This is a genomic window from Porticoccus sp. GXU_MW_L64, assembly GCF_052983295.1.
This window is the reverse complement of the sequence record NZ_JBRKJK010000012.1, coordinates 26,255-39,489: the sequence shown is the minus strand read 5'-3', so window position 1 is coordinate 39,489 and position 13,235 is coordinate 26,255. Positions and strand designations below refer to the sequence as shown.

Below are 13,235 nucleotides of genomic sequence, written 5' to 3'. Positions count from 1 at the left end.
TGATAAATGCTGTTCATTAGACGCCTTGCTTTTGATTTTTGCATGTGAGGGTAAGAATAAAAAAAGGCGAGCACATATGATTACGCTAGTACAAGACTATTTCTCGCAATCTGCTGAAAGATACCCCGAAAAGCCTGCGGTTGTTTGTGGTGACGATTCAATAAGCTACCGTGACATGGAATATGAGTCGAACGTTCTTTCAGCTGCGTTGAAAGAACGTAATGTCTCTCGAGGCAACTTTGTGCCATTTTTTATGCCTAAAAGTATAGGCTCTATTAGGTCAATCTTGGCGATATTAAAGGCTGATTGCGCCTACGTTCCATTAGACTTTAATGCTCCGGGTAGTCGCCTTCTTTCCATACTGAAGGCCTGTAAGGCAACATGTGTGCTTGTTAGTGATGAAAGCTCTTTGCGGTGGCGGAAGCTGATTGGCTTGCCAGAAAATGAAGGGTTGAAAGAATATCGTATTATTAATATTGATGAGGCTCTGCAAAGCTTTGAAGGTGAACACTTTGGGGTAGTCTATCGTAATTTGTCTATTGATCTTGCTTATGTTTTGTTTACATCCGGTTCAACAGGGGTTCCTAAGGGTGTAATGATTTCGCATCACGCGATCATAGATTATATAGAGTGGTGTGTTGACGCTTACAGGCTTAGTAGTGAAGATAAAATTGCAAATCATGCGCCTTTATATTTCGATAATTCGACATTCGACCTCTATACAGCCTTCAAAACTGGAGCAACATTATATCTGGTGCATGATGCCATAAATGCCGTATTGCCAAAGATGGTCGGTTGGCTGGAAAAAAATAGAATTAGTGTGTTCTTTTGTGTCCCATCGGTTCTGGCATTGATTCACAAGTCGGGGCGCCTTAAAAAGAATTCATTACCAGAGTTAAGGCATGTGATATGTGCAGGAGAGGCGCTGCCGCCAAGCGTTGTTCGTGAATGGATGAAGCTGTTGCCTCATGCGCAATTTGCCAATATGTATGGTCCAACAGAAATCACAGTGGATTGTAGCTACTACGTGATACCGGGTTTGCCCGATGAAAATTCAACTTCTATCTCCATTGGGCATGCCAGAAAAAATATGGAGCTTTTCGTGCGTATAGAGTCAGGCGAGATAACGCAAAAACCTGGTGCCAGAGGAGAGCTATTGGTTAGGGGGGTATCCGTTTCTTACGGGTATTTAGGTGATTCGGAAAAAACTCGAAAGTCATTTATTCAAAATCCAATTCACAGTATTTTTCATGATCCGCTGTACTGCACAGGTGATTTGGTGTGTCTGGGTGATGACGGAATGTTTGACTTTCTCGGGAGGGTTGATAGTCAGATCAAGTTCCTTGGGCAGAGAATTGAGCTTGGGGAAATAGAAAGCGCCATGATGCATATAGACGGTGTTGTGGAGGCCGCAGTAGTATTTTGCCCGGGTGATGAAATATCAAGTGCAGAAATAGGCGCGCTCGTATATGCGGGCGGCAAGGTGACTGATGGTTTTCTTCGGAAGCAGCTCTCTGGACTTCTTCCTGGATATATGGTGCCTACGAAGTTGGTGGTCAGCTCAGGTCCTTTGCCTAAGACATCAAATGACAAAGTAGATAGGAAGGTGGCCTATAGAGAAGTTTTTGAGTGAATGATTGCGAGATTTCTAGCGCGCTCCATCCCCAAGCAATACCACCTCTATGGTTTGAACCATAATGAGTAGGTCGATCATCATACTATGATTTTTCATATAATAGAGATCATAGCGCAACTTACCTTTGGCATCTTCTACTGACGCGCCGTAAGGGTAGTTGAGCTGCGCCCACCCCATAAGGCCCGGTTTTGTCCTGTGTCTAGAGTCATAAAATGGAATCTGTTTGCTGAGTTCTTCGACAAATTCGGGGCGCTCGGGCCGAGGCCCTACAAAGCTCATTTCCCCTTTCAAAACATTGTAAAGCTGGGGGAGTTCGTCAATTCTGGTGTTGCGCAAAAAGGCTCCCACCTTGGTTACCCGGCTATCGTTTTTGCTTGCCCAGACGGCACCGTTCTTTTCGGCATCATTGCGCATGCTGCGGAATTTGTAGATGCGGAATATTTTTCCGTTGAGGCCGACTCGAAGTTGAGAATACAGAATAGGGCGGCCGGAGCCTAATAAGATGACTGCGCTGGTGAGCAGCAATAGTGGTGATAGAGCCAGAACAAGAAGGCTGGCGGTGACAATGTCGAAAGCGCGCTTGCCAATATCCCGGCTTCTTGAATACTTAAAGCCATCAGAGAAGAGCAGCCAGCCGGAATGCAAGAGGTTAACTTCCACTTTAGACATTTCTCTTTCAAAAAAAGAAAGCACATCGCTGACAATGACCCCGGCCATTTTACATTCAAGTAAACCTTCTTCAGGAAAGCTGCCTCCTTTGCTTCGCCTGCGCTCATCGGGTGCGACCACCACTTCGCTAATTTTGTGCTGCCTGATGTATTGAGCCCAATCTTTGGGGTAAGGCTTTACAAGGGATTGTGGCACTTGTATTGCGCTGTTTTCATCATTAAAGCAGCAAAAGATTTCCACATCGAAACCAGACCGCTCTTTCCCCAGGTTGTCTAATATGTTCTTTGCCTGCTTTCCTGTACCCAAAAGCACCACCCTGCGCTTTATGCGGGATAGATTAACGGTGTGAAAAAATAGCCATCGGGCTGACAGGACCAGGACGGTGGATAGCAGGGTTGACCAAAATAGAACGCCTCTTCCCAGGTAGAGCTCGGGCAAGATGTAGTAAGCAATTGTTAGAAGCCCTGCGCCAAGTAGGCAAAAACTGACAACCGTGCGTAATGCCATGGCTGCAAAGCCTTCTTTGGAGTAAGACAAATATACTCCCATGGAAAGGCTGCATGCGCTCATAATGAAAGAGTATGTGGCCGCTTTTGCGAGCCCAGCTTTCTGTTCAAGTAGTGGCGTCTCTAGGATAAAGCTGGTTCCTGCCATCACAGACAGAAACAGCAGCACAAGCTCTATGCTACCAAGTATCAGAAAGAGCTTGTGTAGATGATGCTTAAAAACCCGGATATGTGACAAGGCTTAGGCTCTGGTTTTGTAATAATTGAAGCCTGGGTAAGCAGGAGTGTGTAAGTCCTATTTTAACCTGTGCTGAAGGGTGTGGCAGCTACCTTGTCGATTATTTTGGTTGTCTTGTCGGTGGTCAATGGTAAAAGTGTCAAGGTGTGTGTGTTTACGAGCCAATTGTCGCCGACTGTGGGGAGCTGAATTGACTGTATACGTTGTCGATATCAAAGGTCGCAATGCGAAACTCGTAAGTTCCGGCACTTAGCCCTGTGATTTCATAATTATCGCGAGTCTCGTCGTTAACAAGAACACTGGTGTACTGGCTGTCACTGGCCAGCTTGTATTGAATCTCATATCCGCCGATCTCGTACAGTTCCAGGGAATCGCCATTCTCCCTATTGCTGGGTATATTCCAGCTAAGCGTGGCTGAAAAAGTAGCTGGCTGAGGGTTGGGTGCTGGGTCCGGATCCGGGTCTGGAGTTGGTTGCGGGGCGGGATCCGGGTCTGGAGTTGGCTGAGGTGTTGGAGCGGGCGTTTGGCCGCTGCCAGATCCAGAGTTTCCGCTGCTTGCTGAGTCGCCACCTCCACCGCCGCAGGCTACCAAGGCGGAGGTAAAGATTAGCAGTACTAATAGTCGAGAGAAGGATTTAACGTGTTGCATCATTAAGTTGCTCGGTGCTGGCGACCTGTCATCAGTTGCCGTTAGTTGATGGCCAGCATGGTAGGTGAGGGTGGTTTTCTATGGTGTGAGCGGTTTATCACTTTTGTCGGTGTCGTTAACTGCGGTTAGTATTGTGGGAAATAGCTCACACTTAATGCGCTACCTAGTGGTGGTAGTGCATGCTCGGTATTGATTCATATGAAGTAAGTAGCCAAGAGCTGGTTGAGGCATCAAGAGTTTTTATTGTTAACACAGGTTGCCGATTTTTACCTAGGCTTAAAAAAGCGAAGGCTACTCGAAAGCGCGGACAATCGGCCAATAATCGCCGACAAACGGTCAGGCCATTTTTGACTGCTTTTTGCAAAGTGGTCATTCGCGGCGAGTCTGTAGTTTAGCGTAATTATCTTCAAATCCCTGTTGACATCCCCCCTCCACATCACTACCATTGCGCCTCCATTTTTGCCGGTGGTGCTTTTTGTGTGCCTATCCCGTGCTGAAATGGCTGGTTTCGGAAGCCTCGAGCAGGTTTCTTGGGTTCTTTTATATAGATAGATGGAGTTTGATTCCATGCAGGGTCAACGAATTCGAATTCGTCTCAAGGCGTTTGATCACAAGTTGATTGACGCTTCGACGCAAGAGATCGTAGAGACGGCCAAGCGTACCGGTGCCCAGATTCGTGGCCCCATTCCGCTGCCGACTCGCAAAGAGCGTTACACGGTTCTGATCTCGCCGCACGTTAATAAAGACGCGCGTGACCAGTACGAAATCCGCACGCACAAGCGTTTGCTGGATATCGTGGAGCCAACGGATAAAACCGTTGATGCTCTGATGAAATTGGACTTGGCCGCTGGTGTAGAAGTACAGATCAGCCTTGGTTAACTCCATATAAGGCTTATGGATTCCCGCCTGCGCGGGAATGACAATAAGCCAAAAGTAAGCAAGTAAGTTAAACCGAAACGCCCTTATGGGCTGTGTAACACTCTGAAATGGGTGGCCGTAGCGGGTAATAGCCCCGTACACAAGAGGTTATAAAATGACTATAGGTATTGTCGGCCGCAAGTGCGGCATGACTCGTGTATTCACTGAAAACGGCGAGTCCGTTCCAGTGACTGTGGTTGAGGTAGAGCCCAACCGCATTGCACAAGTCAAATCTGACGACGTCGATGGGTACACTGCCGTTCAGGTAACTACCGGTGCCCGTCGCGCATCCCGAGTAAGCAAATCCGAAGCGGGCCACTTGGCTAAGGCTGGCGTTGAAGCCGGTCGCGGTCTGTGGGAGTTCCGTGTTGACGATCTGGGTGAACTCAAAGCTGGTGATTCTTTCACCGTTGAAGGCTTTGAGGCTGGCCAGAAAGTTGACGTTACCGGCACTTCCAAAGGTAAAGGCTTCCAGGGCGGTGTTAAGCGCTGGAACTTCCGCATGCAGGATGCCACTCACGGTAACTCTATTTCTCACCGCGCTCCCGGTTCTATCGGTCAGTGCCAGACTCCAGGTCGCGTCTTCAAAGGTAAGAAGATGGCTGGCCACATGGGTTCTGAGCGTGTGACTGTGCAGAGCCTGGAAGTGGTTCGTGTCGACGCCGAGCGCAATCTGCTGCTCATCAAGGGTGCCGTTCCAGGTGCTCCCGGTGGCGACGTGATTGTTCGTCCTGCAGTGAAGGCTTAAGGGGAACGTTCATGGAATTAAATATTGCATCTGCTGAAGGCAAAGCGGCTGGCACAGTAACTGTGTCTGAGCTGACCTTTGGCAACGAATACAACCAGGATCTGGTGCACCAGGCGGTCACTGCCTACTTGGCAGGCGCCCGTCAAGGCACCCGCGCCCAGAAAAACCGCTCTGCGGTTTCCGGTGGCGGCAAGAAGCCCTGGCGTCAAAAAGGCACTGGCCGCGCCCGTGCCGGTACCATCCGCAGCCCCATCTGGCGCAGCGGTGGTGTTACCTTCGCCGCCCAGCCTCAGGATCACAGCCAGAAGCTGAACCGCAAGATGTACCGCGGTGCGCTGCGCTCCATTCTGTCTGAGCTGGCTCGCCAGGAGCGTCTGGTGGTGGTTGAGTCTTTCGATCTCGATGCCCCCAAGACCAAAGGTCTGGTGGCCAAGCTGGGTGATCTGGGCCTGCAAGAAGCGTTGATTGTTTCCGAAGAAGTGAACGAGAACCTGTATCTGGCGTCTCGCAACCTGCACAAGGTTGATGTTCGCGACGTTAGCGCTATTGACCCGGTTAGCCTGATCAAGTTCGACAAAGTGGTTGTTACAGTATCTGCGCTGAAAAAGATTGAGGAGATGCTGGGATGAATCAGGAAATCGTTTTTAAGACTCTGCTTGGGCCTCACGTCTCTGAAAAAGCCGCCGTTGTTGCTGAAAGTAGCAATCAGGTGATTTTCAAAGTCGCTAAAACAGCCACCAAGCGCGAAGTGAAAGCCGCTGTTGAGCAGCTTTTCAAAGTAGACGTGCTGGACGTTCGCACTGTAGTCACCAAGGGCAAGGCCAAGCGTACCCGTTACGGCATTGGCAAGCGCTCCGACTGGAAAAAAGCGTACGTTCGGCTGGCCGAAGGTCAAGAAATTGACTTTGCGGCAGTGGAATAGGGGATTGTTGCGATGCCAGTAATCAAGAGAAAACCGACATCTCCGGGTCGTCGCCATGTTGTTAGCGTGGTCAACCCGGATCTGCACAAAGGTGCCCCTTACGCGCCTCTGTTGGAGAAGAAGTCGAAAAGCGGTGGCCGTAACAACGCCGGTCGTATCACCACCCGTCACATCGGTGGTGGTCACAAGCAGCACTACCGCATCATCGACTTCAAGCGCAATAAAGATGGTATCCCGGCCCGCGTAGAGCGTCTGGAATACGATCCCAACCGCACTGCCTACATTGCCCTGGTGTGCTACAACGACGGTGAGCGCCGCTACATCATCGCCCCCAAAGGCCTCAAGGCTGGCGATCAGATCAGTTCTGGTGCCGATGCCGACATCTCCGTGGGTAATACCTTGCCACTGCGCAATGTGCCCGTTGGTAGCACCGTTCACTGTGTTGAGCTGAAGCCTGGCAAAGGCGCGCAAATCGCCCGTTCCGCCGGTGCTTCCGCTCAGCTGGTTGCCCGCGAAGGCAAGCACGCCACCCTGCGTCTGCGCAGCGGTGAAATGCGCAAAGTGCTGGTTGAGTGCCGCGCTACCTTGGGCGAAGTGTCCAACAGCGAGCACAACCTGCGCTCTCTGGGTAAAGCCGGTGCTTCCCGCTGGCGCGGTGTTCGCCCAACTGTTCGTGGTGTTGCCATGAACCCGGTAGATCACCCGCACGGTGGTGGTGAAGGCCGTACCTCTGGTGGCCGTCACCCGGTTTCACCTTGGGGTACTCCAGCGAAAGGTTACAAAACCCGCAAGAACAAGCGTACCGATAAGCTCATCGTGCGCCGTCGCGGTAAATAATCCACATTGATTGAGAGGAAATAACAGTGCCACGTTCTTTAAGAAAAGGCCCGTTTATCGATCTTCACCTGCTCAACAAGGTGGAGAAGGCCGTAGAGAGCAAAGACCGCCGTCCCATCAAGACTTGGTCTCGCCGCTCTATGATCCTGCCTGAAATGGTTGGTCTGACCATCGCCGTTCACAACGGTCGCCAGCACGTGCCGGTGGTTGTGAGTGAGGAGATGGTTGGTCACAAGCTGGGCGAATTCGCACCAACACGTACCTATCGTGGGCACGTGGTGGACAAGAAAGCCAAGCGCTAAGAGAGGAAAGTTACTGTGGAAACTACAGCAAAACTGCGCGGCGCAAGGCTTTCTGCCCAGAAAGCACGTCTTGTCGCTGACCAGATTCGCGGTAAGTCCGTTGAAGACGCTCTGGATATTCTGAAGTTCAGCCCCAAAAAAGGCGCTGACCTGATCCAAAAAGTGTTGGAGTCTGCCATTGCAAACGCCGAACACAACGATGGAGCGGATATCGATGAGCTGAAGGTGTCTACCATCTTCGTCGACGAAGGCATGACCATGAAGCGCATCATGCCGCGCGCCAAGGGCCGTGCTGACCGCATCCTGAAGCGCACTTGCCACATCACCGTCAAAGTAGCGGTTTAGGAGACGAATAATGGGTCAGAAAGTACATCCCGTCGGCATTCGTTTGGGCGTTGTTAAAAAGCACAATTCTGTTTGGTATGCCAACTCCAGGGATTATGCAAACAACCTCAACAGCGACCTGAAAGTGCGCGAATACATCGAGAAAAAGCTCGATAACGCCTCTGTCAGTAAAGTAGAAATTGAGCGTCCTGCGCAAACGGCACGCATCACCATTCATACCGCACGCCCCGGCGTGGTTATTGGCAAGAAAGGTGAAGATGTAGAAAAACTGCGCAACGATGTGGCTCGCATGATGGATGTGCCTGTGCACATCAACATCGAAGAGATCCGCAAGCCGGATCTGGACGCCAAGCTGGTTGCTCAAAGCGTTGCTCAACAGCTGGAGCGCCGCGTTATGTTCCGTCGCGCCATGAAGCGCGCCGTGCAAAACGCCATGCGCCAGGGCGCCAAGGGCATCAAGATTCAGGTTGGCGGTCGTCTTGGCGGTGCCGAGATTGCTCGCTCTGAATGGTACCGCGAAGGTCGTGTACCGTTGCACACTCTGCGTGCGGACATCGACTACGCAACTTACGAAGCCTCCACCACTTACGGCATCATTGGCGTAAAAGTGTGGATTTTCAAAGGCGAAATTCTGGGTGGCGAAGAGCAGGTGGAAGCACCGGCTCCGAAAAAAACCACCAGAAAGCCCAAGAAAGCAGCGGATAAATAAGGAGTACGCACAATGTTACAGCCCAAGCGTACCAAGTTCCGGAAAATGATGAAGGGTCGCAACCGCGGCCTGGCACTGCGCGGCAGCAAAGTGAGCTTTGGTGAATTTGGCCTCAAAGCCACTGGCCGTGGTCGTATCACTGCTCGCCAGATCGAAGCGGCTCGTCGTGCCATGACCCGTCACGTAAAACGTGGCGGCAAAATCTGGATTCGTGTGTTCCCAGACAAGCCCATTACCAACAAGCCCCTGGAAGTTCGTATGGGTAAAGGTAAGGGTAACGTTGAATACTGGGTAGCCCAGATCCAGCCGGGCAAGGTTCTGTATGAAATGGAAGGTGTGTCGGAAGAGCTGGCGCGTGAGGCATTTGCCCTTGCTGCTGCCAAACTGCCGGTGCAAACCGCCTTTGTGAAACGGTCGGTGATGTGATGAAAGCTAACGAACTTCGCGAAAAGTCTGTTGACGAGCTGAACACTGAGCTCAACGCTCAGTTGGAAGCCCAGTTTAAGCTGCGTATGCAGCACTCTACTGGTCAGTTGCAACAGAGCCACAAGCTGAGAGAAGTGCGTCGCGATATTGCGCGCATTAAAACTCTTCTGACAGAGAAGAAAGGTAACTGATAATGGCCCAGACAGAAAAAGCACGTACTCTGGCAGGTAAAGTTGTCAGTGACAAAATGGACAAAACCATCACGGTTCTGATCGAGCGTCGCGTAAAACACGAGATGTACGGCAAGATCCTGAGCAAGTCCAGCAAGATCAAGGCACACGACGAAAACAACGAGTGCAAAATCGGCGACGTTGTAGAAATTGCCGAAACTCGTCCCTTGGCTAAGTCCAAATCCTGGAAACTGGTCGAAATTGTGGAGCGCGCTACCGAAGTTTAACTTCGTGGCCGTTCATGCTGGAGCAATAACATGATTCAAACACAAAGCTACCTGGATGTTGCCGACAACTCTGGTGCCCGTCGCGTGATGTGCATCAAGGTGTTGGGCGGTTCTCACCGCCGTTACGCCGGCGTTGGTGACGTTATCAAGGTGACCGTGAAGGAAGCAATTCCCCGCGGCAAGGTGAAGAAAGGCCAGGTGCTCGACGCCGTGGTTGTACGCACCAAAAAAGGTGTTCGTCGTCAGGACGGTTCCCTGATCAAGTTTGACGACAACGCAGCAGTAATGCTGAACGCATCTCACGCCCCCATCGGCACCCGTATTTTTGGGCCGGTAACCCGCGAGCTGCGCAGCGAAAAATTTATGAAAATTGTCTCTCTGGCTCCAGAGGTACTGTAAGAGGCCTTTGTCCCGTCATTGCGAGGAGCGCAGCGACGCGGCAATCTAGCGACTTTAAAGACACTGGATTGCTTCGTTACGCTCGCAATGACAATCAAGGTTAATTTAAGTAATTCTGGAAAGCGGAAAGCAAAGAGGAAAATGGCTATGCGTAAGATCAAGCGTGATGACGAAGTTATCGTGATCGCCGGGCGCGACAAAGGCAAACGCGGCAAAGTGCTGCGGGTGCTGGACGAGCAGCGTCTGATCGTCAGCGGTGTGCAGCTGGTGAAAAAGCACCAGAAGCCCAATCCGCAAATGGGTATTGCCGGTGGCATCGTGGAAAAAGAGGCACCGATTCAAGTCTCTAACGTCGCGATTTTCAATGGCGCAACCAACAAGGCAGACCGTGTGGGGTTCAAGGTAGAGGGCGACAAAAAAGTCCGTATCTTCAAATCCACCGGCGAAGCTGTTGACGCCTGACCGGAGATATAAAGATGGCAAAGTTGAAAGAAGTTTACAAAAACGAAATCGCCCCCAAGCTGAAAGAAGAGCTGGGTCTGGCGAACGTAATGGAAGTACCTCGCATCAGCAAAATCACCCTGAACATGGGTGTTGGTGAAGCTCTGGGTGACAAGAAAATCCTGGAAAACGCCGTTGCTGATCTGGAGAAAATCTCCGGTCAAAAGGTCGTGGTAACCCGTGCACGCAAATCCATCGCCGGCTTTAAAGTCCGCGAAGGTTGGCCGATCGGCTGTAAGGTAACACTGCGGTCTGACCGCATGTACGAGTTCCTGGAGCGCCTGATCAGCATTGCGATTCCCCGTATTCGCGACTTCCGTGGCATCAGCCCCAAGTCGTTCGATGGTCGTGGGAACTTTGCCATGGGTGTATCCGAGCAGATCATTTTCCCGGAAATCGACTACGACAAAGTGGACACGCTGCGTGGATTGGATATCACCATCACCACCACTGCTCGTACCAACGATGAAGGCCGCGCTCTGCTGCGTGCGTTCAACTTCCCGCTGAAGAACTGAGGGCAGGACAGATGGCTAAGAAATCCATGATTGCGCGGGAAACCAAACGCGCCAAGATCGTTTCCCAGTACGCCGCCAAGCGCGCCGAGCTGAAAGCGATTATTAAAAACGCCAACTCTTCCGACGAGGAGATTTGGGAAGCGCAACAGCAGCTGCAAAAGCTGCCCCGCGATGCTAGCCCGGCTCGCCAGCAGCGTCGCTGCCGTGTTACCGGTCGCCCGCACGCGGTGTACCGCAAGTTTGGCCTGTGCCGCAACAAGCTGCGTGAAGCAGCCATGCGCGGCGATGTGCCTGGCCTGGTTAAAGCGAGCTGGTAAGGAGCGAAACCGATGAGTATGCAAGACCCGTTGTCAGACATGCTGACTCGCATCCGCAACGCCCACCAGCGTAGCAAGGTTGCTGTCACCATGCCGTGTTCCAAACTGAAAGTCTCTGTGGCTGAGGTTCTGGAATCCGAAGGTTACATCAATGGTCACAGTGTGAGCGACGGCGCCAAGCCCGAGCTGACCATTGACCTGAAGTATTTTGAAGGCAAGCCGGTAATCGAAGAGATTGCCCGCATCAGTCGCCCCGGCCTGCGTAAATACGCCGGTTCCGGTGAGCTGCCCAGTGTTCGCGGTGGCCTGGGTGTCGCTATCATCTCTACCTCCAAAGGTGTGATGAGCGACCGCGCAGCGCGCGAAGCGGGCATCGGCGGCGAAGTGCTCTGCACTGTATTCTAAGGAGTTGCCGATATGTCACGAGTAGCAAAAGCTCCCATTGAAATCCCAGTCGGCGTTACCGTTACCCTGAAAGACGGCGCAATTTCCGTCAAGGGTGGTAAGGGCGAATTGAGCCACAACATCCATGGCGATGTGGAAGTAAAGCAGGACGATAACGTGCTGACTTTCGCCCCCAAAAGCGGTGGCAAATCAGCCAACGCTCTGGCGGGCACCACCCGCGCTCTGGTCAATAACATGGTAACTGGCGTCAGCAACGGCTTTGAGAAAAAGCTGCAGCTGCAAGGTGTTGGTTATCGTGCTGCCCTGCAAGGCAAAAAGCTGAACTTGACCCTGGGATTTTCCCACCCGGTTGAGTACGAGCTGCCGGAAGGTGTTAAAGCCGAGTGCACCAGCCAGACCGATATTGTGTTGAGCTCTGCCAACAAGCAGTTGCTGGGCCAGGTTGCCGCAGAGATTCGCGCCTACCGTCCACCAGAGCCCTACAAAGGCAAAGGTGTTCGTTACGCTGACGAGTATGTGCGCCGTAAAGAAGCGAAGAAGAAATAGGTTTGATTATGAGCGACAAAAAAGACTCCCGTTTGCGTCGTGCGCGCCGTTCACGGATGAAAATCCGCGAGCTGGGCGAGAACCGCCTGTGCATTCATCGCACTCCGCGCCACATGTACGCACAAGTTATCGCGCCGGAAGGCGATCGTGTATTGGCCAGCGCTTCCACGTTGGACAAAGACCTGCGCTCTGGCGCTACTGGCAACATCGAAGCAGCAAGCTCCGTTGGCAAACTGGTAGCAGAGCGTGCTAAAGCCGCTGGGGTTACCCGGGTTGCTTTCGATCGCGCCGGATTCAAATACCACGGTCGCGTTAAAGCGCTGGCAGATGCTGCCCGCGAAGCCGGACTGGAATTCTAAGGGTTACTGAAATGGCGAAAAGAGATCGAGATCAACAGCAAGGCCAGGAAAGCGACGGCCTGCAGGAAAAACTGGTTCAGGTGAACCGCGTTGCCAAAACCGTAAAAGGCGGCCGTATCTTTGCCTTTACCGCGCTGACCGTAGTCGGCGACGGCAATGGCAAAGTGGGCTTCGGTCGCGGTAAGGCTCGCGAAGTGCCTCAGGCAATCCAGAAGGCAATGGAATCCGCGCGCCGCAATATGATCCAGGTTCACCTGGATGGCGACACCATTCAGTACCCCACCAAAGCCAACCATGGCGCCTCCAAGGTGTACATGCAGCCGGCTTCTGCGGGTACCGGTGTTATTGCCGGTGGTGCCATGCGTTCCGTACTGGAAATTGCCGGTGTGCAAAACGTACTGGCCAAATGTTACGGCTCCACCAACCCGGTAAACGTGGTTCGCGCCACCTTTAAAGCGCTGCAAAACATGCGCTCCCCGGACGAAGTGGCTGCCAAGCGTGGCAAAGCTGCGGAAGAGATTGTTTAAGCATCTGCAATGACTCGTCATTGCGAGGAGCGTAGCGACGCGGCAATCTCCGGATTCCACAAGATTGCTTCGCTCCGTTCGCAATGACGAATATTTAGTGAGAATTAAGTCATGGCTAAAGCAAAGAAAATGATGAAAGTGACCCAGACCAAGTCCGTTCACGGTCGTCTGGCTGCTCACAAGGCATGCGTTGCCGGCCTCGGCCTGCGTCGCATTGGCCACACTGTTGAGGTGGAAGACACTCCGTCCACCCGCGGCATGGTCAACAAAGTCAACTACATGGTTACCGTAGAGGGAGAATAAT

General features: G+C 52.1%; 23 protein-coding genes. 21 read left to right on the top strand and 2 right to left on the bottom strand.

What is annotated here, in order from left to right:
* The first annotated feature begins 76 nt into the window (after nucleotides 1-76).
* Nucleotides 77-1,633 (top strand): amino acid adenylation domain-containing protein, encoded by a 1,557-nt coding sequence (locus ACVBEJ_RS11030; RefSeq protein ID WP_447129686.1) that lies wholly within the window; start codon nucleotides 77-79, stop codon nucleotides 1,631-1,633.
* Between the two features lie 15 nt (nucleotides 1,634-1,648).
* On the opposite strand, the gene ACVBEJ_RS11025 is transcribed toward ACVBEJ_RS11030, so the two are convergent.
* The gene (locus tag ACVBEJ_RS11025) at nucleotides 1,649-2,980 is read right to left on the bottom strand and encodes a TIGR03013 family XrtA/PEP-CTERM system glycosyltransferase (RefSeq protein WP_447129753.1); all 1,332 of its coding nucleotides are present in this window, start codon (nucleotides 2,978-2,980) and stop codon (nucleotides 1,649-1,651) included.
* Between the two features lie 223 nt (nucleotides 2,981-3,203).
* Nucleotides 3,204-3,701 (bottom strand): fibronectin type III domain-containing protein, encoded by a 498-nt coding sequence (locus ACVBEJ_RS11020; protein ID WP_447129685.1) that lies wholly within the window; start codon nucleotides 3,699-3,701, stop codon nucleotides 3,204-3,206.
* A 564-nt stretch (nucleotides 3,702-4,265) separates the two neighbouring features.
* Between ACVBEJ_RS11020 and rpsJ the strand changes: the two genes are divergently transcribed.
* From rpsJ to rpmD, 20 genes are all read left to right on the top strand, one after another.
* Nucleotides 4,266-4,577: a 30S ribosomal protein S10 gene (gene rpsJ / locus ACVBEJ_RS11015; RefSeq protein WP_447129684.1), complete on the top strand. Its 312-nt coding sequence runs from the start codon at nucleotides 4,266-4,268 to the stop codon at nucleotides 4,575-4,577.
* 154 nt (nucleotides 4,578-4,731) lie between these two features.
* The gene (rplC, locus tag ACVBEJ_RS11010; protein ID WP_447129683.1) at nucleotides 4,732-5,364 is read left to right on the top strand and encodes a 50S ribosomal protein L3; all 633 of its coding nucleotides are present in this window, start codon (nucleotides 4,732-4,734) and stop codon (nucleotides 5,362-5,364) included.
* Nucleotides 5,365-5,375: 11 nt separating this feature from the next.
* Nucleotides 5,376-5,993 (top strand): 50S ribosomal protein L4, encoded by a 618-nt coding sequence (rplD, locus tag ACVBEJ_RS11005; protein WP_447129682.1) that lies wholly within the window; start codon nucleotides 5,376-5,378, stop codon nucleotides 5,991-5,993.
* Nucleotides 5,990-6,286 carry a 50S ribosomal protein L23 gene (gene rplW / locus ACVBEJ_RS11000; protein WP_447129681.1) on the top strand — a complete coding sequence of 99 codons (297 nt, stop codon included), beginning with the start codon at nucleotides 5,990-5,992 and terminating at the stop codon, nucleotides 6,284-6,286. Before rplD ends, rplW begins: the two co-directional genes overlap by 4 nt.
* 12 nt (nucleotides 6,287-6,298) lie before the next feature.
* Nucleotides 6,299-7,123, top strand: coding sequence for a 50S ribosomal protein L2 (rplB, locus tag ACVBEJ_RS10995; protein WP_447129680.1), 825 nt, complete (start codon nucleotides 6,299-6,301; stop codon nucleotides 7,121-7,123).
* A 26-nt stretch (nucleotides 7,124-7,149) separates the two neighbouring features.
* Nucleotides 7,150-7,425 (top strand): 30S ribosomal protein S19, encoded by a 276-nt coding sequence (rpsS, locus tag ACVBEJ_RS10990; RefSeq protein ID WP_289152407.1) that lies wholly within the window; start codon nucleotides 7,150-7,152, stop codon nucleotides 7,423-7,425.
* A gap of 15 nt (nucleotides 7,426-7,440) precedes the next feature.
* Complete coding sequence (gene rplV / locus ACVBEJ_RS10985; protein WP_289152409.1) at nucleotides 7,441-7,770, top strand: 50S ribosomal protein L22; 330 nt, start codon at nucleotides 7,441-7,443, stop codon at nucleotides 7,768-7,770.
* A 10-nt stretch (nucleotides 7,771-7,780) separates the two neighbouring features.
* Nucleotides 7,781-8,479 (top strand): 30S ribosomal protein S3, encoded by a 699-nt coding sequence (rpsC, locus tag ACVBEJ_RS10980; protein WP_447129679.1) that lies wholly within the window; start codon nucleotides 7,781-7,783, stop codon nucleotides 8,477-8,479.
* A gap of 12 nt (nucleotides 8,480-8,491) precedes the next feature.
* On the top strand, nucleotides 8,492-8,905 hold the full coding sequence (gene rplP, locus ACVBEJ_RS10975; RefSeq protein ID WP_289152411.1) for a 50S ribosomal protein L16: 414 nt from the start codon (nucleotides 8,492-8,494) through the stop codon (nucleotides 8,903-8,905).
* The gene (gene rpmC / locus ACVBEJ_RS10970; protein WP_447129678.1) at nucleotides 8,905-9,096 is read left to right on the top strand and encodes a 50S ribosomal protein L29; all 192 of its coding nucleotides are present in this window, start codon (nucleotides 8,905-8,907) and stop codon (nucleotides 9,094-9,096) included. The genes rplP and rpmC overlap by 1 nt, the downstream gene beginning before the upstream one ends.
* 2 nt (nucleotides 9,097-9,098) lie before the next feature.
* Nucleotides 9,099-9,362, top strand: coding sequence for a 30S ribosomal protein S17 (gene rpsQ / locus ACVBEJ_RS10965; protein WP_447129677.1), 264 nt, complete (start codon nucleotides 9,099-9,101; stop codon nucleotides 9,360-9,362).
* Nucleotides 9,363-9,392: 30 nt separating this feature from the next.
* Complete coding sequence (rplN, locus tag ACVBEJ_RS10960; RefSeq protein ID WP_447129676.1) at nucleotides 9,393-9,761, top strand: 50S ribosomal protein L14; 369 nt, start codon at nucleotides 9,393-9,395, stop codon at nucleotides 9,759-9,761.
* 147 nt (nucleotides 9,762-9,908) lie between these two features.
* On the top strand, nucleotides 9,909-10,223 hold the full coding sequence (gene rplX, locus ACVBEJ_RS10955) for a 50S ribosomal protein L24 (protein ID WP_447129675.1): 315 nt from the start codon (nucleotides 9,909-9,911) through the stop codon (nucleotides 10,221-10,223).
* Nucleotides 10,224-10,237: 14 nt separating this feature from the next.
* On the top strand, nucleotides 10,238-10,777 hold the full coding sequence (rplE, locus tag ACVBEJ_RS10950; protein WP_447129674.1) for a 50S ribosomal protein L5: 540 nt from the start codon (nucleotides 10,238-10,240) through the stop codon (nucleotides 10,775-10,777).
* Nucleotides 10,778-10,788: 11 nt separating this feature from the next.
* Nucleotides 10,789-11,094, top strand: coding sequence for a 30S ribosomal protein S14 (gene rpsN / locus ACVBEJ_RS10945; protein ID WP_447129673.1), 306 nt, complete (start codon nucleotides 10,789-10,791; stop codon nucleotides 11,092-11,094).
* A gap of 12 nt (nucleotides 11,095-11,106) precedes the next feature.
* Nucleotides 11,107-11,499: a 30S ribosomal protein S8 gene (rpsH, locus tag ACVBEJ_RS10940; protein WP_447129672.1), complete on the top strand. Its 393-nt coding sequence runs from the start codon at nucleotides 11,107-11,109 to the stop codon at nucleotides 11,497-11,499.
* 12 nt (nucleotides 11,500-11,511) lie between these two features.
* The gene (gene rplF, locus ACVBEJ_RS10935) at nucleotides 11,512-12,045 is read left to right on the top strand and encodes a 50S ribosomal protein L6 (RefSeq protein ID WP_447129671.1); all 534 of its coding nucleotides are present in this window, start codon (nucleotides 11,512-11,514) and stop codon (nucleotides 12,043-12,045) included.
* An 8-nt stretch (nucleotides 12,046-12,053) separates the two neighbouring features.
* Entirely contained in the window at nucleotides 12,054-12,404 is a 351-nt protein-coding gene (gene rplR / locus ACVBEJ_RS10930; protein ID WP_447129670.1) for a 50S ribosomal protein L18, read from the top strand.
* An 11-nt stretch (nucleotides 12,405-12,415) separates the two neighbouring features.
* Nucleotides 12,416-12,931, top strand: a complete 516-nt coding sequence (gene rpsE, locus ACVBEJ_RS10925; protein ID WP_447129669.1) for a 30S ribosomal protein S5 — start codon at nucleotides 12,416-12,418, stop codon at nucleotides 12,929-12,931.
* A 111-nt stretch (nucleotides 12,932-13,042) separates the two neighbouring features.
* On the top strand, nucleotides 13,043-13,234 hold the full coding sequence (rpmD, locus tag ACVBEJ_RS10920) for a 50S ribosomal protein L30 (RefSeq protein WP_447129668.1): 192 nt from the start codon (nucleotides 13,043-13,045) through the stop codon (nucleotides 13,232-13,234).
* Nucleotide 13,235 lies beyond the last annotated feature (1 nt).

Excerpts from the sequence above, each read along its gene's own strand:
- ACVBEJ_RS11030 (WP_447129686.1), top strand. The coding sequence starts at position 77 with ATGATTACGCTAGTACAAGACTATTTCTCGCAATCTGCTGAAAGATAC.
- ACVBEJ_RS11020 (WP_447129685.1), bottom strand. The coding sequence starts at position 3,701 with ATGATGCAACACGTTAAATCCTTCTCTCGACTATTAGTACTGCTAATC.
- rpsJ (WP_447129684.1), top strand. The coding sequence starts at position 4,266 with ATGCAGGGTCAACGAATTCGAATTCGTCTCAAGGCGTTTGATCACAAG.
- rplC (WP_447129683.1), top strand. The coding sequence starts at position 4,732 with ATGACTATAGGTATTGTCGGCCGCAAGTGCGGCATGACTCGTGTATTC.
- rplD (WP_447129682.1), top strand. The coding sequence starts at position 5,376 with ATGGAATTAAATATTGCATCTGCTGAAGGCAAAGCGGCTGGCACAGTA.
- rplW (WP_447129681.1), top strand. The coding sequence starts at position 5,990 with ATGAATCAGGAAATCGTTTTTAAGACTCTGCTTGGGCCTCACGTCTCT.
- rplB (WP_447129680.1), top strand. The coding sequence starts at position 6,299 with ATGCCAGTAATCAAGAGAAAACCGACATCTCCGGGTCGTCGCCATGTT.
- rpsC (WP_447129679.1), top strand. The coding sequence starts at position 7,781 with ATGGGTCAGAAAGTACATCCCGTCGGCATTCGTTTGGGCGTTGTTAAA.
- rplP (WP_289152411.1), top strand. The coding sequence starts at position 8,492 with ATGTTACAGCCCAAGCGTACCAAGTTCCGGAAAATGATGAAGGGTCGC.
- rpmC (WP_447129678.1), top strand. The coding sequence starts at position 8,905 with ATGAAAGCTAACGAACTTCGCGAAAAGTCTGTTGACGAGCTGAACACT.
- rpsQ (WP_447129677.1), top strand. The coding sequence starts at position 9,099 with ATGGCCCAGACAGAAAAAGCACGTACTCTGGCAGGTAAAGTTGTCAGT.
- rplN (WP_447129676.1), top strand. The coding sequence starts at position 9,393 with ATGATTCAAACACAAAGCTACCTGGATGTTGCCGACAACTCTGGTGCC.
- rplX (WP_447129675.1), top strand. The coding sequence starts at position 9,909 with ATGCGTAAGATCAAGCGTGATGACGAAGTTATCGTGATCGCCGGGCGC.
- rplE (WP_447129674.1), top strand. The coding sequence starts at position 10,238 with ATGGCAAAGTTGAAAGAAGTTTACAAAAACGAAATCGCCCCCAAGCTG.
- rpsN (WP_447129673.1), top strand. The coding sequence starts at position 10,789 with ATGGCTAAGAAATCCATGATTGCGCGGGAAACCAAACGCGCCAAGATC.
- rpsH (WP_447129672.1), top strand. The coding sequence starts at position 11,107 with ATGAGTATGCAAGACCCGTTGTCAGACATGCTGACTCGCATCCGCAAC.
- rplF (WP_447129671.1), top strand. The coding sequence starts at position 11,512 with ATGTCACGAGTAGCAAAAGCTCCCATTGAAATCCCAGTCGGCGTTACC.
- rplR (WP_447129670.1), top strand. The coding sequence starts at position 12,054 with ATGAGCGACAAAAAAGACTCCCGTTTGCGTCGTGCGCGCCGTTCACGG.
- rpsE (WP_447129669.1), top strand. The coding sequence starts at position 12,416 with ATGGCGAAAAGAGATCGAGATCAACAGCAAGGCCAGGAAAGCGACGGC.
- rpmD (WP_447129668.1), top strand. The coding sequence starts at position 13,043 with ATGGCTAAAGCAAAGAAAATGATGAAAGTGACCCAGACCAAGTCCGTT.